The organism is Amycolatopsis thermalba, from assembly GCF_023376025.1.
GTDB classification, from domain to species: Bacteria; Actinomycetota; Actinomycetes; order Mycobacteriales; family Pseudonocardiaceae; genus Amycolatopsis_E; species Amycolatopsis_E thermalba.
Genome location: NZ_CP091196.1, coordinates 3,613,597 through 3,632,398, shown reverse-complemented (window position 1 = coordinate 3,632,398; position 18,802 = coordinate 3,613,597). Strand labels below are relative to the sequence as shown.

The following is an 18,802-nucleotide window of genomic DNA, read 5'->3' as shown; positions in this document are numbered from 1 at the left end:
GATGGGCGCACTCGGCCACCCGGACGGCGGATACCCGCTCTACCGGTGGTGCCGATCAGGCCGGCGCGGGCGGCTCCGGGTCCGGCGGTCCGAGCGCGGCGTCGATGGCCTGTTCCAGGATCGTGTCCATGGTGCCCAGGTAGGTCGCGCCGACGTGGTTGTCGTCGAGGTAGACCAGCACGTTGCCGATCACCGGCGGGCAGACGGCCTCGTCGCAGTAGTAGTCGCTGAAGTCCAGGAACGACACGTTCGGGGGAACGTCGTCCAGGAAGAGCCAGGGCGGCTCGTCGGCGTAGAAGTCGGCGCGCGGCGGGTTGCACTCGGGGCGTCCGCGCCGCGCAGCTCCACGCACTCCGACGGCGCGTAGTCGTAGCGCGGGTTGTCCCGCACCGCGAGCACCGGGATGCCGGCCGCCTCGATCTTCCGCCACTGCGCGACGAACCCCGGCGGGGTCCGTTCGGTGAGCCCGGCCCGCACGTCACGGGTGGCGGTGGTGAACACCGCGTCCGGCCGCAGGTCGAGGATCTCGTCGGCGGCCGCGGCGTTCCAGTCGCGGCAGGCCTGGTCGTCCGGGTCGATCTCGGACTCGGTGGAGAACGGGCACCCGCCCCGGGACATCACCACCAGCTGCCAGTTGCGCCGCTGCGCCACCGGTTCCAGGGCCGCGATGAACTGGGTGGGGTGCGAGTCGCCGACGATGACCAGCGTCTTCTCCGGCGGGCCGTCCGGGGTGGTGGTGCACACCCGCAGCTCGCTGCCGCGCGGTGAGTCGGCGCAGTTGTCGATCCAGGCCCAGTCGCCGGGCAACGCCAGCAGCGACGGCACCGGCGCCACGTCGGCGGCGCCCTGGTAGACGAACCCGGGCGTGCGGGCCAGTGCGCCGGGGTGGTCGAGACCTCCGGCCGCGGGCGTGCCGGAGCGGGCCAGGCCCGCGACCTGCCAGGCGCCGGCGGCGGCGAGCACCGGGAGCATCGCCAGCACGGCGAACCGGTACGCGCCGCGCACGGCCAGCTGTGACCGGCGCACCGGCGTTTCGACCAGGTGGTGCGTGGCGACCGCCAGCGCGACCGAGAGGCCGACGACGAACGCGCCGCCGAGCAGGCCCACCTCGGTCCGTCCGCGGTACACCAGGTAGAGCACCAGCACCGGCCAGTGCCACAGGTAGAGCGGGAAGCTGAGCCGGCCGAGCCAGGTCAGCGGGCGGGCGGTGAGCAGCCGGTCGGCGCCGGCGGGGCTGCCGGTGGTACCGGCGAGCAGCACGAGCGCGGCGGAGGCGACCGGCCACAGGGCGGCGATGCCCGGGAAGACGGTGCCGACCTGCAGCACCAGCCCGCAGGCGACGAGCCCGGCGACGCCGAGCCAGCCGAGCGCGACGCGCAGTGCCGCGGGCAGGGTGATCGCGTCGATGACCAGCGCGAGCAGCCCGCCGAGCGCGAACTCCCAGATCCGGGTGAGGGCGGAGAAGTAGGCCAGCGGCTGGTTCTCCGCGGTCAGCCACACGGAGTAGGCCAGCGACGCGGTGGTCAGGACCAGCAGGGTGCCGGTCAGGGCGGGGCGCAGGCGGCCCCGCGCGGCGGCGGCGAGGCCGGCCACCAGCAGTGGCCAGAGCAGGTAGAACTGGCCCTGGATGGACAGCGACCAGAAGTGCTGCACCACGCTGGCGTCGCTGTGCTGGGCGAAGTAGTCGGCGGAGTTCGCGGCGAGCTGCCAGTTCTCCAGGTAGAGCGCGGCGGCGAAGATCTCGCGGATGGTGGCGAACCAGCGGGCCTGCGGCAGCACGAGCGCGGCGGCCGCGACGACCACGAGCAGCACGGTGAGCGCGGCCGGGAACAGCCGGGTGATCGTGCGGCGCCACAGCGCGCGGACGTCGATGCGGCCGCGCTGCCCGGCGCGGAAGAGCTGCCCGGTGATCAGGAAGCCGGTGAGGAAGAAGAACACGTCGACGCCGCCGGAGATCCGGCCCAGCCACACGTGGTAGACGACCACCAGGACGCAGGCGAGCGCGCGCAGGCCCTCGATCTCGGGGCGGTAGCGGGACCGGGTCGGCTGGTGGGGCGGGGTCATCGGCACCTTTCCTCGCTCGGCGTTCCCGGGGAGATCGAGATTACCCACGGCCGTGGCGCGGTCCGGCTAGGGTCGGTGGGGTGCGGACCGACGTGATCGAGGCGTTCCCGCGGGTGGCCGTGCCGCTGGACGGGCGGCGCGCGGCGGCGATCGCGATCGTGGTGTCCGGGGACGACCCCGTGATCTGGCTGACCCGGCGGGCGAGCGGGATGCGCGCCCACCCCGGGCAGTTCGCGCTGCCGGGCGGCCGGGTCGACCCGGGTGAGGACGCGATCGGGGCGGCGCTGCGCGAACTCGAGGAGGAGCTGGGGGTGGTCGCGGAGCGGGCGGACTGCGTCGGCCTGCTGGACGACTACCCGACGCGTTCGGGGTACGTGATCACGCCGGTGGTCGTGCGACTGCCCGGCCCGGCGCGGCTGCGCCCGAACCCGGAGGAAGTCGCGCACGTGCACGAGATCGGGGTGCGGGAGCTGGCGGTGGAGCCCCGGTTCCTCACGATCCCGGAGTCGGACCGGCCGGTGATCCAGCTGCCGCTGGTGGGACACCTGGTGCACGCCCCGACGGCCGCGGTGCTGTACCAGTTCCGGGAGGCCGCGCTGTACGGCCGCACCACGCGGGTCGCGCACTTCGAGCAGCCGGTGTTCGCGTGGCGGTGAGGCCGGGTGGTGCGGGAGCTGCCTCGGCCACGGTTGCGCCGGGCAGCTCCGCTCCCGGAAAGCCACGCCCCGCACCACAACCCCAGCCGGGCACCGCCCCCGCGGGCTCAGCCGCGCTGGGCGGGCTCCGTCGCCGTCGTGCCGGACAGGTCGGCGCCCGCTTCGCGGACCTGCCACTTCTCCAGTCCGCCGCCGAGGCGGTCGGCGTAGTGCTCCGCCGCCGCCTGGGTCGGGAACCGGATCTCCTGCGCGCGTGACACGTGTGTGATCTTGTAGGCCATCGCCACTCCCCTGCCGTTCTCTCGCGGCCCGTCACTCCCCGACCGGCCGCGTCGAACAGTAGAACACCTGTTCGACGACACGCAAGCCGACACGCCGGTCCCGGCGGCGGAATCTTCCCGACCGTCCACTGAGGACACCGGCTCAGCGGAATAGTGGCTGGCCAACGGCATCCCGGCCGATGATCTCCGCCAGCATCTCACCCGTGGGGGTCATCACCCGCGCGGTGAGCGCGTCCCGGAAGTGGCGCTCGATGCTCAGCTCCTTGCGCGCCGCCGCGAAGCCGCACAGCCGGAGGAGCCGGTCACCGACGTCGGTGGCCGTCTCCGCGGCGACCATCCGGGCCTGCACCGCGCGCACCAGCGCATCGGGCCGGCCCGTGGTGACCGCCGCGACGGTGTCACCGAGGAACACGCGCAGCAGGTCGGTCCGCGTGCGCAGCGCGGCGAGCTCCGGCCGCCCCGGAAGGTGCCCGGCCGCTTCGGCGAGCATCGCCTCGATCAGGCCCAGCGAGAAGGCGGTGCCGAGCACCAGGTAACCCGGCAGCACAGCCTCCAGGACCTCCCCCAGCGCCGAACCGGCCGGAACCTCGACGCGGTCCGCCGTGACCGACGTGGCCGCGCTGCCCCGCAGGCCGACCCCGTCGAACGGCGCGCCGACCAGCAGGCCCGGCACGTCGCGACCGACCAGCGCGACCCCGGTGCCACAGATCCACACGTAGCTGTCCGCCTCGCCCGCCGCGACCACCCAGCTCTTGGCCCCGTCCAGCTCGGTGTCCCGCAGGGTGCACCGGTCGCCCGGCTCGCCGAGCGCGAGCGTGGCCAGGTGCTCCCCGCGGGCGATCGCGCCGCGCACCGCGGGCGGGCCGTGCGCCTCCACCGCGGCCGTGGCCGCGTAGTGCGTGAGCAGGACCATCGCGGTCGAACCGCAGACCCCGGCGACGCGCTCCACCACGCGCGCGGTCTCCGCGAGGCCGGCGCCCCCGCCGCCCACCGCGGACGCGCTGGCCAGTCCCAGCAGCCCGACCTCGCCGAGCGCGCCGATCCCCGACCGCGGGAACCGCCCGGCGCGGTCGACCTGGTCGGCCTGCGGGGCGATCGTCGACTCGATCACCGAGTCGAGCAGAACGGTGTGGTCCAGCACCGGCCACCACCTGGCGTGCGGGGATGCGAACACAGCGTTACTACCCGGCCGCCTTCCCGGAAAACCACCGGATAGGGCCGCCGCCGCCCGGGTAGCCGGGAGGCATGGGAGTCGTGGTGGTGACGGGAGCCAGTGGCGGGGTCGGCCGGGCGACGGCACGGGCCTTCGCCGAACGAGGTGACGACGTCGCGCTGCTCGCCCGCGGCCAGGCGGGGTTGCGGGCCGCCGCGCGGGAGGTCGAGCGGGCCGGTGGACGGGCGCTGCCGATCCAGGTCGACGTCGCCGACTTCGCGGCCGTCGACCGTGCGGCGAGCCGGACCGAGGCGGAACTGGGGCCCGTCGACGTGTGGGTCAACGCGGCGTTCAGCGGGGTGTTCGCGCCGTTCACGCAGGTGGAGCCGGACGAGTTCCGGCGGGTCACGGAGGTGACCTACCTGGGGTTCGTGCACGGCACGCGGGCGGCGCTGGACCGGATGCGGCCGCGGGACCGGGGCGTGATCGTGCAGGCCGGATCGGCGCTGGCCTACCGCGGCATCCCGTTGCAGTCGGCCTACTGCGGGGCGAAGCACGCGATCCAGGGCTTCACCGAGTCGCTGCGGTGCGAGCTGCTGCACGAGCGGTCCGGGGTGCGGGTGACGATGGTGCAGCTGCCCGGGATGAACACGCCGCAGTTCGACTGGGTGCTGTCGCGGCTGCCGCGCCGGGCGCAGCCGGTCGCGCCGGTCTACCAGCCGGAGGTCGCGGCGCGGGCGATCGTGCACGCCGCCGAGCACCCCGGGCGGCGCGAGTACTGGGTCGGCGGCTCGACGGTGGCCACCCTGCTCGGCGACAAGTTCGCGCCCGGGCTGCTGGACCGCTACCTGGCCCGCACGGGCTACGGAGCGCAGCAGGCCGGGCAGCGGCGCGACCCCGCGCAGCCGGCGAACCTGTGGTCGCCCGCCGACGAGCGCCGCGACTTCGGCGCGCACGGCCGCTTCGACCGCCGCGCGGTGCGGCGGATGGTGCAGCCGTGGGCTTCGCGGCACCACGGCCTCCTCGGCGCGGCCGGACTGCTGCTCGCCACGCTGGGCGGCGTGATCGCTCGCGCGCGCCGCTGACCCCCGGGCGGCGCGCGGGGCACGGCTGACCGCGAGGCGGCGCGAGGCAGGTCGTGGCATGAGCATCGGCGCACCACGCCCTGCTCGGCGCCGCCGGGCTCCAGCGCGCCACGCTGGGGGGACCACTCTCGCCGGCGACCGCGGGCTACGCGCGGGGCACGGCTGACCGCCCTGCCACGTGGCGCTCGATGCAGCCGTGAGCATCGCGGCCTGGTCGGCGCGGCCGGGGCAGCTGCTCGCCCTAACCGCCCTCGATGGTCACCGGTGTCAGGTACCTGCGGAACCAGTCGCGGGCCAGGCGGGCCGCCTGGTCGAGCGTGCCGGGCTCCTCGAACAGGTGCGTCGCCCCGGGTACCACCGCCAGGTGCGCCTCGCCGGGGAGCCGGCTGTGCGCTCGCCGGTACAGCTCCAGCGCGGCGGCGTCGCGGGCGCCCGCGATGAGCATCGTCGGCGTGCGGACCCATCCCAGGCGCTTCGCGGCGAGATCGGGGCGTCCGCCGCGCGCCACGACCGCCGCCACCTCCACCCGGTAGTCCGTCGCGGCCAGCAGCGCCGCGGCGGCCCCGGTGCCCGTGCCGAAGTAGCCGACCGGCGGGCCGGTCCGCGCACGCACCCACCGCGTCACCTCCACCAGCCGGCTGGCCAGCAGCTCGACGGCGAACACCCGCGCCCGGTCGGTCTCCTCGCTCGGCGTCAGCAGGTCCACCAGCAGCGTCGCGATCCCCGCCCGGTGCAGCGGTTCCGCCGCCGACCGCGCCCGCGGGCTGTACCGGCCGCTGCCGCTGCCGTGCGCGAACACCACGATCCCCGCCGCGCACTCGGGCACCGTCAGCCGCCCGCCGAGCGGCACCGCCCCGGCGAACACGGTGACCTCCTCGTCGCCGGTCGCCGCGTCCGGATCGCCGGGCTCGCCCGCCAGCAGCCGCGCGACCTCCTCGTCCGGGGTCTGCGTGAAGTCCTCGTACCACTGCCCCACCGCGATGAACGCCGCCGGGCACTCCAGGCACACCACGTCGTCGGCGTCCGCCCGCAGCGCCGTCACCACCTGCCGCGCCCCGACCGGCACCGCGACCACCACCCGCCGCGCCCCCGCCGCCCGCGCGGCCGCCACCGCGACCCGCGCGCTCGCCCCGGTCGCCACCCCGTCGTCGACGACGATCGCCGTCCGTCCCGCCAGCGGCACCGGCGCCCGGCCGGACCGGAACCGGGCGGCGCGACGGTCCAGTTCGGACCGTTCCGCGGCCTCCACCGCGGCCAGCTCCGCCGCGCTGATCCCGAACCGCCGCACCAGATCCGGGTCCACCACCCGCAGCCCGCCCTCGCCGATCGCGCCCAGCGCGAGCTCCGGCTGGAACGGCAGGCCCAGCTTGCGCACCAGGACCACGTCCAGCGGCGCGCCGAGCGCGCGGGCCACCTCCGACGCGACCGGCACGCCCCCGCGCGGAAGCCCCAGCACCACCGCGTCGCTGCCTCGCCACCGGTCCAGTCGCGCCGCGAGGCGGCGACCGGCGTCCCTCCGGTCGGTGAACGGCATCGGAGTACCTCCTCCGCGAAGTTCTCCGGCGACCGTATCGGCGGCGAGGATCCGCGGCGAGAGTCCTAGGGCCCCACTGGGCCGGACGGCGGTACGGGACCCGCCGCGCACCTTCCGTGCTCAGCCGGTGAACTCGCGCCGGATCCCGCGCCACACCTCGTCGTAGCCGGGTTGCCGGTGCGCCGCCGACGCGGCGAAGTCCGTCGTCACCACGGGCCAGCGCGTTTCGAACATGAACGCGAGCGTGTCGTCGATCTTCTGCGGCACCAGTTCCTGCGTGCTGGCCGTGGCGTAGGTGGCGGCGTCCGGGCCGTGCGCCGACCACATGTTGTGCAGGCTCGCCCCGCCCGGCACGAACCCTTCGGCCTTGGCGTCGTAGACACCCTTGACCAGGCCCATGAACTCGCTCATCACGTTGCGGTGGTACCAGGGCGGGCGGAAGGTGTCCTCGCCGACGAGCCAGCGCGGCGCGAAGACCACGAAGTCCGCATTGGCCTGTCCGGAGAGTTCCGACGGCGAGGTCAGGACCGTGTAGATCGACGGGTCCGGGTGGTCGTAGCTGACCGTGCCCATCACGTTGAACCGCGCGGTGTCGTACTTGTAGGCGGCGTGGTTGCCGTGCCAGGCCACGACGTCCAGCGGCGAGTGGTCGTACTCGGCCGCCCACAGCCGCCCGCCGAACTTCTGCACCACCTCGACGGTCGCCTCCCGGTCCTCGAACGCCGCGACCGGGTACTGGAAGTCGCGCGGGTTGGCCAGGCCGTTGGCGCCGATGGGCCCGAGTTCGGGGAGGGTGAACGGCTGCCCGTAGTTCTCGCACACGTATCCGCGCGCGCGGTCGCCGAGCAGGTCGACGCGGAACCGCACACCGCGGCCGATCACCGCGATCTCCCCGGGTTCGACGCGCAGCCTGCCGTATTCGGTGTGGACCATCAGGCCGCCGAGTTCCGGCACCAGCAGCAGTTCCCCGTCCGCGTCGGCGAAGCAGCGGCCGGTCATCGAGCGGTCGGCGCGGTAGACGTGGATGCCGATGCCGGCGCGCTGCAGGACGTTGCCGGTCGCGCCGATGGTGTAGAGGCCGTCGACGAAGTCGGCCGGTTCGCCGGGGAAGGGCACCGGGTCCCAGCGCATCCGGTTCGGGTCCGGCAGGCCGTCGGTCACCGGGGCGCTGCGCAGCGTCGGATGCTCGATCGGGTGAAACGGCGGATGCGCGGCGGAGGGCCGGATGCGGTAGACCCAGCTGCGCCGGTTGTGGGCGCGCGGTTCGGTGAAGGCGGTGGCGCTGTGCTGCTCGGCGTAGAGCCCGAGCGGCGCGCGCTGCGGGGAGTTGCGGCCGACCGGCAGGGCGCCGGGGACCGCTTCGCTGTGGTGCTCGTTGCCGAAGCCCGTCAGGTACGCCAGTTCGGTGCCCGCCCGGACGCCCGGCTCGATCGTGCTCGTCATCGTGCACACCCCTCGTCGGCTGCTGAGCTGACTCCAGCGTGGTCGGGCGGCGCACGCGGGTCAACTTCGGCGGCACCCCAGGATCATGGCGCTCCGGCGGCGGGAGGGTTGCGGTGAGGACGACGAGCGGGAACGCGGCCGGCTACCCCGATGCGCTCGACGACCTGGTCCGGGCGCTCATCCGGCGCGATCGCGCGGCGGCGGACGCGCGGATGGCCGCCATCGCCGAGCGGCTCCGGCCGCCCGTCCACCGGCGGACACCCTCGGTCCGCGCCCGGGCCGGGATCTTCGAGCGCGACCGCTACCAGTGCCGCTACTGCGGCGTCCGGACCGTCCTCACGCCCGTCATGCGCCTGGTGTCGGCCGCGTACCCGCGGGAGTTCCCGTACCACCGGAACTGGAAGGCCGGCGAAGTGCACCCGGCCGTCGAGACGATCTCGGCCACCCACGACCACGTCGATCCGGTGACCCGGGGCGGCGACCCGCTCGATCCGGCCAACATCGTCACCGCCTGCTGGGTGTGCAACAGCGCGAAGGGGAACCTGCCTCTGGACGCGCTGGGGTGGACGCTGCGGGACCCGGCCGACGACGGCTGGCACGGTCTGGCCGACCGCTACGCCGACCTGTGGGACTCCCTCGGCCGGCCGCCCCTGGGCCCGGACGAGGCGCACTGGCTGTCGGTCACCCGGCGGCTCTACCCGCGCCCGTCCTGAGCGGTGCGGCGGAATCCGCTCCGCGATCATCGCGCGGGGGCCGCGGTTACAGTGGTGGTGTGGACACCGTGGTGGCCGCCGGGGGCGGCAAGCTTCGCGGATTCGTCACGGCCGACGGCCTGGCCGAGTTCCGCGGCATCCCGTTCGCCCGCGCGCCCCGGTTCGCCCCGCCCGAGCCCGCCGAGCCGTGGACCGGGGTGCGCGACGCCGGCCGCCACGGCCCGGTCAGCCCCCAGCCGCCGGTGCGGCCGGACGGGGTCATGGGCGTCCCGGCGGACGTGCCGGGCCAGGACGAGGACTGCCTCAATCTCACCGTGATCACGCCCGCCGCCGACGATCGCAAGCGGCCGGTCATGGTGTGGCTGCACGGCGGCGCGTACGTCACCGGGGCGAACTCGTTCGGGTTCTACGGTGGACACCGGCTGGTGACCGAGGGCGACGTGGTGTTCGTGGCGCCCAACTACCGGCTCGGCGCGCTCGGCTACCTGCGCCTGCCCGGGGTCTCGCCGGGCAACCTCGGCCTGCTGGACCAGCTCGCCGCGCTGCGGTGGGTCCGGGAGAACGCGGCGGCCTTCGGCGGCAACCCGGACGACGTCACCGTGTTCGGGCAGTCGGCGGGGGCGCATTCGATCGCGTGCCTGATGGCGCTGCCGGAGGCGCGGGGCCTGTTCCGGCGGGCGATCCTGCAGAGCGCGCCGCTGGGCCTACGGCTCGCCGGCCCCCGCAGCGCCGCGCGCACGGCGCGGTTGTTCACCACCGCGCTGCGCGGGGATCCGCGGACGGCCCCGGTCGCGGAGATCCTGCGCGCCCAGAACGACACGATCGTCAAGGCCGCCGGGCCGGGCGGGCTGTACTCGGTGCCGCCGTTCTGCCCGGTCGCCGACGCGCCGCCGCTGCCGAGCGTGACGCACTGGCTGTCGCAGCGGGCGCGGTTCGCCCCGGACGTGGACGTGCTGATCGGCACCACGGCGGCCGAGATGAACTCGTTCCTCACCGGCAAGCCGGGATTCGCCCACCTGGAACGGTTCCCGGTCACCGCGCGCGGGGTGGCGGCGGTGAAGGCCGGCATCACGCGGTGGATGTTCGGGGCCCCCTCGCGGGCCTTCGCCGACCAGCTCGCCGCGCGGGGCGGGCGGGTCTACAGCTACGTGTTCGACTGGGGCGCGCCGGATTCGCCGTACGGCGCCGGGCACTGCGTGGACCTGCCGTTCCTGCTCGGCGACGAGACGGCGTGGCGGGCGGCGCCGATGCTGGCCGGCGCCGAGTGGACGACACTGACCGAACTGGGCCGCGAGCTACGCGCGGCATGGCTGTCCTTCACCCGCACCGGCACCCCGTCGCCGGGATGGCCGCGGCACACGCCGAAGCGCGCCCCGCACCGCCTCCCCTGACTGCGCGAGTCCCACGCTCCCGCCCGCGAGTCCCACGTACACGCCCGCGAGTTCCGCGTTCGCGCCCGCGAGTTCCACGTTCGCGCCCGCGAGTTCCGCACTGCGCCTCGCCAACGGCGGCCTGCTGGCCGCGCCCGGGCGGGCAACTCGCGCGCCTGAGCGTGGGACTCGCGCGCCCGAGCGTGGGACTCGCGGGCCGGGCTCAGTCGCGGCGGTCCTGTTCGGCCAGGAAGCGTTCGAACTCCGCGCCGAGCTCCTCGGCGGTCGGCATCGCGCTCTCGTCGGCCAGCAGGGTCTTCTTCCCGTCCATCGCCTCGACGAACAGGTCGTACTGCCGCTCCAGCGCGTGCACGACGTCGGCCACCTCGTCGGATTCGGCCACCTGCCGGGCGATCTCGGCGTCCGTGCGGCGGGAGGCCGCCCGCAGCGCCTCGTCCGGCAGGGACAGGCCCGCCAGCCGCGTGATCGAGCCCAGCACGGTCAGCGCCGCCGCCGGGTAGCGGGACTGCGCCAGGTAGTGCGGCACGTGCGCGGCGAACCCGACGGCGTCGTGCCCGGCCTCGCCGAGCCGGAACTCGGTCAGGTTCAGCGCGCTGCCCGGCACCTCCAGCCGGTTGAGCACCGGCTCGTAGTCACCGATCAGCTCGCGCCGGGTCGCGTGCGCGGTCACGCCGAGCGGGCGCGTGTGCGGCGCGCCCATCGGGATCCCGTGGAACGACACGGTCATCCGCACGTCCCACCGCTCCACCAGCGTCCGCACCGCGGCGGCGTAGCGCTCCCACATCGCGTCCGGCTCCGGGCCGCTCAGCAACAGGAACGGCGTGCCGACCTCGTCGTGGAACAGCCGCACCGCCAGCTCTGGTGTGTCGTAGCTCTCCCAGTGGTCGGTGTCGAACGTCATCACCGGCCGCCGCGCGCGGTAGTCGATCAGCCGGTCCACGTCGAACCGGGCCACCACCCGGTTGTCCCAGTTCGCCTTGAGGTGCTCGCTGACCAGCGCCCCCGCCTGGCCGGCATCCATGAAGCCGTCGAGCTGGTGCAACAGCACCGCCCCGCTCAACTCCGGGAGCTCCGAGTCCACCTCGTAGAGATCCGTCGGATCGAACACCACAGCCTCCTGCCTGTTCCGGGCACCTCTCCTCGACACTCAACGTAGCGAGGGCCGAGATCCATCCCATCGAAGGGTTTCGTTCCACCGGGTTACTGCGCCACTCGGGCGAAACCGGTTAAGAACGGTGTTCAGGGATGCTAGGTTGGATCTCTCCGTCACGGCCGGTACACCGAGCGTGATCAACGTGCCGCTGGACCACGAGGGACCGCCCATGACCGCCGACCTGGCCGAGCACGCGCACCACCTGCTGCGCGCCATGGTCACCGATCCGTACGGGGACTTCTCCCCGTCGGTGTACGAAACCGCCCGTCTCGTCACGCTCCTGCCCGGACTGCCCGGGCACGCCGGCCGCGTCGCGTTCCTGCTCGACCGGCAGGCCGCCGACGGCGGCTGGGGCGGGCCGGAGGGCTACGGTCTGCTCCCGACGCTGAGCGCCACCGAGGGCCTGCTGACCGAGTTCCGCCGCACCGGCGCCCCGGCGATCGCGGCCGCCGCGGAGCACGGGCTGCGGGCGCTGTCCACGCGGTGGGGCCCGGACCTGCGGGTCCGCCTCCCGGACACGGTCGCGGTCGAGATCCTGGTGCCGTCGCTGGTGTCCGCGCTCAACGCGCACCTGGACGCGCTGGCGGCCGACGGCGTCGTGCTCACCGGCGGCCGCCGCCTGCCGCACCCCGAGGGCACGCACCCGGCCCTGCTGCACGAATTGCGCCGGCTGGCCGAGGACGGGCGGGCGCTGCCGGACAAGATCCTGCACTCGCTGGAGGCGCTGGGGCCGGCCGCGCGCAACGTCGGCTCCGCCCCCGGCGAGAACGGGCTGGGCTGCTCCCCCGCCGCCACCGCGGCCTGGCTCGGCGGCGAGGGCGGCGCCCACCCCGGCCTGCGGTACCTGGAGAACGTCCAGGCGCGCCACGGCGGAGCGGTGCCGGTCGCCGCGCCGCTGACGGTGTTCGAACGCTCCTGGGTGCTGTCCACGTTCGCCGACGCGGGCCTGGCGGTGACCGTCCCGGACGAGGTGCTCGACGACCTGGCCGCGGAGATCGGCCCGCACGGCCTCGCGGGCGGGCGGGCCTGCCGCCGGACGCTGACGACACCTCCACCGCCCTGTACGCGCTGGCGGCGCAGGGCCGGCCGCATCCGCTGGACTGCCTGCGGGAGTACCACGTGGACGGTCACTTCTGCACCTACCCGGACGAGCGCACGCCGTCGGTGACCACGAACGCCCACGTGCTGCAGGCGCTCTGCGCGCACGGACCGTCCGAAGTGGCCGGACGGGTCGCCGCGTGGATCGGGGACCAGCAGCACCCGGACGGCAGCTGGACCGACAAGTGGCACGCCTCCCCGTACTACGCGACCGCGCGGTGCTTCCTCGCGCTGGCGGGCAGCGGGCGCGGCGCGACGGCCCGCGCCCGGGCGCTGCGGTGGATCGCGGCGACGCAGCGGCCGGACGGCTCGTGGGGCCGCTGGCAGGGCACGTTCGAGGAAACCGCCTACGCCGTCCAGGTCCTGGCCCGCGCCGGGGAGCCGTGGGCGGACGAGGCCGCCGCGCGCGGCTGCGTGTTCCTGCTGTCCTGGCCGGACACCGCGCATCCCCCGCTGTGGCACGACAAGGACCTGTACACCCCGGGCCGGATCGTGCGCGCGGAGGGGATCGCCGCGCTGCACCTGGCCCGCCGCCGGCCGCGGGTCGCGGCGCTGCTGGCGCGGCTCGAGCCGGCACCGGCCGAGCGGACGGCGTGAATGAACCGGGTGGAACTCGCGCTCGCCGCCGCACCGCTGCGGTTCCTCGACGCGCACGCCGACGACCCGGCCGCGATGCTGGACGTGCGCACCGGCCCGGCGCCGAAGATCCTGGTGTGGCACCACGAAGCGCTCACGGCGCTGTTCCGGCAGGACCCGCGCCTGCGGCACCCGGGCAGCCGCTCGCTCGCCCCGCTGCTGGGGCCGAAGTCGATGCTGTGGGCCGACGGCGCGCGCCACGCGGCGTACCGCAAGCTGCTCGGCGCACCGCTGCGCGGACGGCGGTTGCGGGCCTACCACGGCCTCATCGCGCAGGCGGCCGCGGCGGCGATCGACGCGCTCGGCGCGGGCACGGTGTTCGGCCTGGCGGCGTGGACGCGGCGGCTCGCGCTGGACATCGTCGCGCGGATCATCCTGGGTGAGGCGGATCCGGCGCTGCTGCGCGATGTCACGGCGTGGCTGGACCACGCGCTGGGGTCGCGCCGCCGCGCACTGGCCCACCGGTTCCTGCGCGGCGGCCTGCCCGCATCGGGCGCGGAGCTGGACGCGCGGCTGGTCGCCGCCGCGAAGGCGGATCCGCGGAACCTGGTGTCGCCGCTGCTGACCGGGCACGGCGGGCTCGGCGCGGTGCCGGACGACGAGCTGCGCGACCAGGTGGTGTCGCTGCTGTTCGCCGGGCACGAGACGACCGCGTCGGCGACCGCGTGGACGCTGTACTGGCTCACGCGCCGGGCCGACCTGCGCGAGGCCGTGCTGTCCGAACTGGCCGCCACCACCGGCGACGGTTCCGATCCGGCGGAGGTCCCGGTGCTGCAGGCGGTGATCTCCGAGGTGCTGCGGCTGCACCCGCCGGTCGAGGTCGCCGGGAACCGGGCGCTGCCGGAGACGGCAGAGCTGCTCGGCCGGACACTGCCCGCCGGGACCGTGCTCACCCCCGCGATCTACCTGGCGCACCACCGGTCCGAGTACTTCCCGTCCCCGCACACCTTCGACCCCGGCCGGTTCCTGGGCCGCCGCGGCGTGCCCGAGGGCTACCTTCCCTTCGGCGGCGGCACCCGGTTCTGCCTGGGCAGCCAGCTCGGGCAGCTGGAGATCCGGATGATCACCACCGCCCTGCTGCGCCGCCGCGCGCTGCGGTGCGTCAACCCGCGGGCCGGGGTGGCGAAGCTCCGCGGGCACGCGATGGCGCCGTCGGCCCGGCTGCGCGTGGAAGTGGTGGCGTGCCGGGACTGACGTGGTGGCGCGACGTGGTTCTCGTGCACCGCCTGCACTTCCCGCTGCCGCTGAGCTATCTGGCCTACGCCTGCTGGGGTGCGGCGTTCGCGGATCCGCGGCACCTGCTCGGCGGACCGGTGCTGCTCACCGTGGCGGCCACCCTGCTGGTGCTGCTGGCCGCGCTGGCGCTGAACACCGCGGCCGATCTGCGCACCGACGAGCAGGACCGGGACAAGACGGCCCTGGCGGGCGCGGCGCGGCGGATCGGCAGCGGGCGGATCTTCGCCTGGGCGGCGGCCGAAGCAGCGGCAGCGCTCGCGCTGGGCGCGGCGGTGGCGGTGTGGCTGGGCCGGTGGGCGGCGCTGCTGGTGATCACGGTGGCGCTGGCCGCGCACCTGGCGTACAACCTGGAGCCGGTGCGGCTGAAGCGACGCGGGTTCGCCGGTCCCGCGGTGTTCGGGGCCGGGTTCCTCGCGGTGCCGGGGCTGGCGTCGTACTTCGCGGTGCGGCCGGCGCTGGAGCGGTCGATGGTGCCGGTGCTGGCGGGGCTGTGCGTGCTCGCGTTCGGCCGCACGGCGTGGTTTTCCGCGCCGGACCACGCCGCCGACGCGCGGACGGGGGTGCGCACCCCGGGCGCGCGGTACGGTCCGCGCCGGACGCTGGTGATCTCGTGCGGGGTCGTGGCGGCCGGGCTGGCGCTGCTGGGCTGCGGGCTGTGGTGGCGGTACGGCCCGGGCTGGGCGGTTGCCGGGGTGGTCGCCGAAGGCGCTTTCCTCGCCGGGATGATCGCGCTGGCCGGGCCGCGCGGTTCCCTGTCCCGCATGCGCCGGCTCGCCACGCCGATCGTGCTGGCCGGCGACCTCACGCTGGTGGCGATCCCCCTCCTGGCGTGACCACCGCGGCCAGCGCGGCGATGTCGTCCGGGCGCACCCGGCAGCACCCGCCCACGTACTCGACGCCGGCGGCGAGCCAGTCGCGCACCGCCTCCGGCGAGAACCGTGCCTGCCCGGTCCAGCGGCGCGCCCGCGCGTCCCAGGTCTCCCCGCTGTTGGGGTAGGCGATCACCGGTTTCCCGCTCGCCTCCCGCGCGATCCGCGCCGCCACCGCGACATCCCGCGGATCGCAGCAGTTCACGCCCACGGCCACGATCTGGTCGTTGCCGCGAGCGACCGAAAACGCCTCGGTCAGGGGCTGCCCGGCGCGCGTGCTCCCGCCCTCGATCGTGTAGGACAGCCACGCCGGGACGCCGAGCCCCTCGATGGCGAGCAGCATCGCTTCGGCTTCGTCCACATCGGGCACCGTCTCGCAGGCCAGCAGGTCCGGCCCGGCCGCGGCGAGGATTTCCGCGCGGGGGCGGTGGAACGCGGTCAGCTCCGCCACGGTCAGCCCGTAGCGGCCGCGGTACTCCGACCCGTCGGCGAGCGTGGCGCCGTACGGCCCGATCGAGGCGGCGACCAGCTCGTCGCCGGTCACCCGTGCCTCGCGGGCGAGTTCGACGCTCAGCTCCAGCAACCGGACCGCCTCGCCGGAGTCCAGGCCCAGCTCCGCGAACCCGCCGAGGCTCGCCTGGTAGCTCGCGGTGGTCGCGATCCGCGCCCCGGCGCGGAAGAACGCGCGGTGCGCGGCGACGATCGCGGCCGGGTCGTCGGCGAGCAGCCGGGCCGACCACAGCTCGCCGGACAGGTCGTGCCCGCGCGCCTCCAGTTCGGTGGCCAGCCCACCGTCCAGCACGACGGTCACGGGCCGGTGCGCAGGAAGGTCAGCTCGCGCCACCACACGTCGGCGAGCACGTCCAGCACCAGCGCGCGGTCGTGACCGACGCCGCGGATCAGCCAGTGGTAGCACGCCTGTTCCAGCTGCAGCACGAGCAACAGCGCGCGGGTCAGCCCGGCCTGCTCGTGCTCGCCGGTCCACTGTGTCAGGTACGGCGCCAGCTCCCGCGCCGCGTCCACGCCCCACTGGTAGTGCCGTGCCGCGACGCGCGGGTCGTCGGCGACCGCCTGCGTCAGCACGTCGATCTCCACGGCGTAGCGTGCCCAGAACGCGAGCACGTGCTCGTCCAGCCAGTCGCGCACGCGGTCGCGGGTCAGCTCCGGGAAGCGCGCGAGCATCCGGTAGAGCGCGGCCGTGTCCGGCAGGATCCGCTCGAACAGCGCCGCCGCGATGTCGGCCTTGTCGCGGAAGTGCGCGTAGAAGGTGGCCCGGCTGCCGTTGGCGGCCGCCACGATGTCGGCGACCGTGGCGGCGTGGTAGCCGAGACGGGCGAAGACCTCGCGGGCGCACTCGAGGTAACGGTCGTGCGCCTCCCGCCACTGCTGCTCGCGGAACGTGTTCCGGGCAGGCGTGGAAATGCCGGTCATCACCCCATCGTAGTGCGCCGTCCGGGGGACGACACCTCCGCGCGGGCGGTTTCCCCTGCCGCAGCGCGGGATCCGCGCCGGGGCGGGCGCGGAGATCCCGCGGGCACGAGGAGCGCGCCCGCCCCGGCACGGGAGGGAGGGTGGAGCGGCACCCGGCGCCGGGGATCGGCCCGGGACAAAGGAGTCAACCCGGCGACGAGTGCCTTGCTCTAGCCTGAACGAGCGAACTCGTGACGGAAACGAACCACCGTTGCACTTTCGGTGTACTTACCGCCCCCCGATGTGGTTACCCTGATCGTGTGGCCGCCGGGACGAACCCTCCGGGAGCCGCGACCGCCCAGCAGTGGACGGGGCGGGAGGCGCGGCTGCTGCGGCACGCCCTCCGCCTGTCGGTGCGGGGGTTCGCGGCCTACCTCGGCGTCGCGGCGCGCACCGTCGCCAAATGGGAGAGCGGCGGCACCTCGACGGTGCCGCGGCCGGACACGCAGGCCATCCTCGACACCGCTCTGGCCAGGGCCGACGCCGGCGCCCGCACCCGGTTCGAGGTGCTGGTGACCCAGGCGCGCGAAGCCGGCCGCGCGCCGGAACCGGTCCCCCGCTACGACTACGAGGCCTGGACCGACGACCTGGACCGCACGGTGGCGTGCCTGGGGCGCCAGGAGTTCCGGCTCGCGCGCACGCTGCTGGACCGCTGGCTGGCCCGGTTCGAGCCGAACAGCTCCGACCGGCAGGGCATGTACCTCTACGGCCGGTCGCTGCGGCTGCTCGGCGAGGTGCGGCAGGACCAGGGCGCGCTGCGCGGCCCGCTGTCCGCCGAGCACGTCTACCGGCAGGCGCTGCGCGTGTTCACCGAGCTGGAGTCCCCGCGCCGCGTGGCCCAGCTGGAACTGCAGCTGGTCGTCATCGACGAGATGTCCGGGCAGCTGGATTCGGCCGCCGCGCGCTACGAAAGCCTGACCGCCGACGAGCGGCTGTCCGCGCACGACCGCACGCGCGCCCGGCTGTGGGTGGGCACGGCGCTGAGCAAGCGCGGGCTGCACGAGACGGCGACGCACCACATCGTGCCGGCCATCCGCGAGTTCGAGGCGCTGGAAGAGCCCGCGGACTGGTCGATCGCGCACCAGAAGCTGGCGCTGGCCCACCGCGGCGCGGGCGATCTCACCGCGGCCGGCCGGGCCATCGACGTGGCCCTGACCAACCGGGTCGACGACACCCCGCTGCAGCAGGTGCGGCTGGACACCGCGCACGCGCACATCCTGCTCTCCGACACCGCCACCGCGGATTCCGGGCTCGCCATTCTGGACCGGACCGCGCGCATTTCCACCCGCTACGGGCTCATGCACCAATTGCGCAGCATCGACGGCATTCGCCGCCGTTTCGAGTCCCGGTGAGAAACCCATGCGCAAAGTACTACTCGACACGGTGTGGGCCGACGCCGAACTCGTCTGGGAGTTCCACCGGCTGCGCCACCGCCCGAAACCGTGCTCGGCCGCGGTGGCGCTGGGCTGCAACGACCTCGGCGTCGCCGCGCACGCGGCCGAACTCTACCACCGCGGGCTGTTCCCGGTCGTGGTGTTCAGCGGCGGCAACAGCCGCGAGACCGCGCGTGCCTTCCCGCGCGGCGAGGGCGTGCACTACCGGGAGCGGGCGCTGGAACTCGGGGTGCCCGACGACGCCATCCTCGTCGAGCCGCACGCGACCAACACCGGGGAGAACATCGCGCTGTCGCGGCGGGTTCTCGCCGCCGCGGGCATCGAGGTCTCGTCGTTGATGCTGGTCTCCATGCCCTACATGGAGCGGCGGGCGTTCGCGACGACGCGCAAGGTGTGGCCGGAGGTCGAGCCGGTGTGCGCCTCGGCCCCGGTGTCGCTGACCGAGTACGCGCTGCGGACGCAGCACGGCACCGAACTGATCGACATGATCGTGGGCGATTTCCAGCGCCTCATCGAGTATCCCCGAAAGGGTTTCGCCATTCCGCAGAAAATTCCCCCGATCGTGTATTCGGCCTATCGCCGACTGGTGGCCGCCGGATTCCGCAGCCGCATGCTGTGATTCCATA

Annotated in this window: 17 protein-coding genes and 1 pseudogene; 10 read left to right on the top strand and 8 right to left on the bottom strand. The window is 74.7% G+C overall.

The window, feature by feature from the left end; all coding sequences use genetic code 11:
- Positions 1-55 precede the first annotated feature (55 nt).
- Positions 56-2,064 (bottom strand): annotated as a pseudogene (locus tag L1857_RS17430) (acyltransferase family protein).
- Positions 2,065-2,144: 80 nt separating this feature from the next.
- Between L1857_RS17430 and L1857_RS17425 the strand changes: the two are divergent.
- Complete coding sequence (locus L1857_RS17425) at positions 2,145-2,720, top strand: NUDIX hydrolase (protein ID WP_116113255.1); 576 nt, start codon at positions 2,145-2,147, stop codon at positions 2,718-2,720.
- A gap of 107 nt (positions 2,721-2,827) precedes the next feature.
- On the opposite strand, the gene L1857_RS17420 is transcribed toward L1857_RS17425, so the two are convergent.
- Positions 2,828-3,001 carry a hypothetical protein gene (locus tag L1857_RS17420; RefSeq protein WP_167481527.1) on the bottom strand — a complete coding sequence of 58 codons (174 nt, stop codon included), beginning with the start codon at positions 2,999-3,001 and terminating at the stop codon, positions 2,828-2,830.
- 142 nt (positions 3,002-3,143) lie between these two features.
- A complete protein-coding gene (locus L1857_RS17415) occupies positions 3,144-4,142 on the bottom strand; it encodes an acyl-CoA dehydrogenase family protein (protein ID WP_249465624.1) in 999 nt (332 codons plus the stop codon).
- A gap of 104 nt (positions 4,143-4,246) precedes the next feature.
- Between L1857_RS17415 and L1857_RS17410 the strand changes: the two genes are divergently transcribed.
- Positions 4,247-5,239: an SDR family oxidoreductase gene (locus tag L1857_RS17410; RefSeq protein WP_116113253.1), complete on the top strand. Its 993-nt coding sequence runs from the start codon at positions 4,247-4,249 to the stop codon at positions 5,237-5,239.
- Between the two features lie 241 nt (positions 5,240-5,480).
- Here the strand turns inward: L1857_RS17410 and L1857_RS17405 are convergent, their stop codons facing one another.
- Together L1857_RS17405 and hmgA are read right to left on the bottom strand one after the other, a co-directional pair.
- Complete coding sequence (locus L1857_RS17405) at positions 5,481-6,773, bottom strand: phosphoribosyltransferase family protein (protein ID WP_249465621.1); 1,293 nt, start codon at positions 6,771-6,773, stop codon at positions 5,481-5,483.
- 120 nt (positions 6,774-6,893) lie between these two features.
- On the bottom strand, positions 6,894-8,216 hold the full coding sequence (hmgA, locus tag L1857_RS17400; RefSeq protein WP_116111747.1) for a homogentisate 1,2-dioxygenase: 1,323 nt from the start codon (positions 8,214-8,216) through the stop codon (positions 6,894-6,896).
- A 113-nt stretch (positions 8,217-8,329) separates the two neighbouring features.
- Between hmgA and L1857_RS17395 the strand changes: the two genes are divergently transcribed.
- Complete coding sequence (locus L1857_RS17395) at positions 8,330-8,929, top strand: HNH endonuclease (protein WP_094008370.1); 600 nt, start codon at positions 8,330-8,332, stop codon at positions 8,927-8,929.
- Positions 8,930-8,988: 59 nt separating this feature from the next.
- A complete protein-coding gene (locus L1857_RS17390; protein WP_116111748.1) occupies positions 8,989-10,320 on the top strand; it encodes a carboxylesterase/lipase family protein in 1,332 nt (443 codons plus the stop codon).
- A gap of 202 nt (positions 10,321-10,522) precedes the next feature.
- Here the strand turns inward: L1857_RS17390 and L1857_RS17385 are convergent, their stop codons facing one another.
- Positions 10,523-11,431, bottom strand: a complete 909-nt coding sequence (locus L1857_RS17385) for a proteasome assembly chaperone family protein (RefSeq protein ID WP_116111749.1) — start codon at positions 11,429-11,431, stop codon at positions 10,523-10,525.
- Positions 11,432-11,573: 142 nt separating this feature from the next.
- Here L1857_RS17385 and L1857_RS17380 point away from each other — a divergent pair, with 142 nt between their 5' ends.
- The 4 genes from L1857_RS17380 to L1857_RS17365 are packed head-to-tail and all read left to right on the top strand — an operon-like array spanning position 11,574 to position 15,276.
- The gene (locus tag L1857_RS17380; protein WP_249465618.1) at positions 11,574-12,641 is read left to right on the top strand and encodes a hypothetical protein; all 1,068 of its coding nucleotides are present in this window, start codon (positions 11,574-11,576) and stop codon (positions 12,639-12,641) included.
- Complete coding sequence (locus L1857_RS17375; RefSeq protein ID WP_249465615.1) at positions 12,593-13,168, top strand: prenyltransferase/squalene oxidase repeat-containing protein; 576 nt, start codon at positions 12,593-12,595, stop codon at positions 13,166-13,168. The genes L1857_RS17380 and L1857_RS17375 overlap by 49 nt, the downstream gene beginning before the upstream one ends.
- Positions 13,169-14,401, top strand: coding sequence for a cytochrome P450 (locus tag L1857_RS17370; RefSeq protein ID WP_116111750.1), 1,233 nt, complete (start codon positions 13,169-13,171; stop codon positions 14,399-14,401). It abuts the gene before it with no gap.
- Entirely contained in the window at positions 14,389-15,276 is an 888-nt protein-coding gene (locus L1857_RS17365) for a UbiA family prenyltransferase (protein ID WP_116111751.1), read from the top strand. The genes L1857_RS17370 and L1857_RS17365 overlap by 13 nt, the downstream gene beginning before the upstream one ends.
- On the opposite strand, the gene mmuM is transcribed toward L1857_RS17365, so the two are convergent.
- Together mmuM and L1857_RS17355 are read right to left on the bottom strand one after the other, a co-directional pair.
- Positions 15,245-16,123: a homocysteine S-methyltransferase gene (mmuM, locus tag L1857_RS17360; RefSeq protein WP_094008375.1), complete on the bottom strand. Its 879-nt coding sequence runs from the start codon at positions 16,121-16,123 to the stop codon at positions 15,245-15,247. The two genes, L1857_RS17365 and mmuM, sit on opposite strands and share 32 nt — an antisense overlap.
- Positions 16,120-16,743: a TetR/AcrR family transcriptional regulator gene (locus L1857_RS17355; RefSeq protein ID WP_094008376.1), complete on the bottom strand. Its 624-nt coding sequence runs from the start codon at positions 16,741-16,743 to the stop codon at positions 16,120-16,122. The genes mmuM and L1857_RS17355 overlap by 4 nt, the downstream gene beginning before the upstream one ends.
- Positions 16,744-17,042: 299 nt before the next feature.
- Between L1857_RS17355 and L1857_RS17350 the strand changes: the two genes are divergently transcribed.
- Both L1857_RS17350 and L1857_RS17345 read left to right on the top strand, forming a co-directional pair.
- Positions 17,043-18,134 carry a helix-turn-helix domain-containing protein gene (locus L1857_RS17350; protein WP_094008377.1) on the top strand — a complete coding sequence of 364 codons (1,092 nt, stop codon included), beginning with the start codon at positions 17,043-17,045 and terminating at the stop codon, positions 18,132-18,134.
- Positions 18,135-18,141: 7 nt separating this feature from the next.
- Positions 18,142-18,795, top strand: a complete 654-nt coding sequence (locus L1857_RS17345; RefSeq protein ID WP_094008378.1) for a YdcF family protein — start codon at positions 18,142-18,144, stop codon at positions 18,793-18,795.
- The last annotated feature ends 7 nt before the right edge of the window (positions 18,796-18,802 follow it).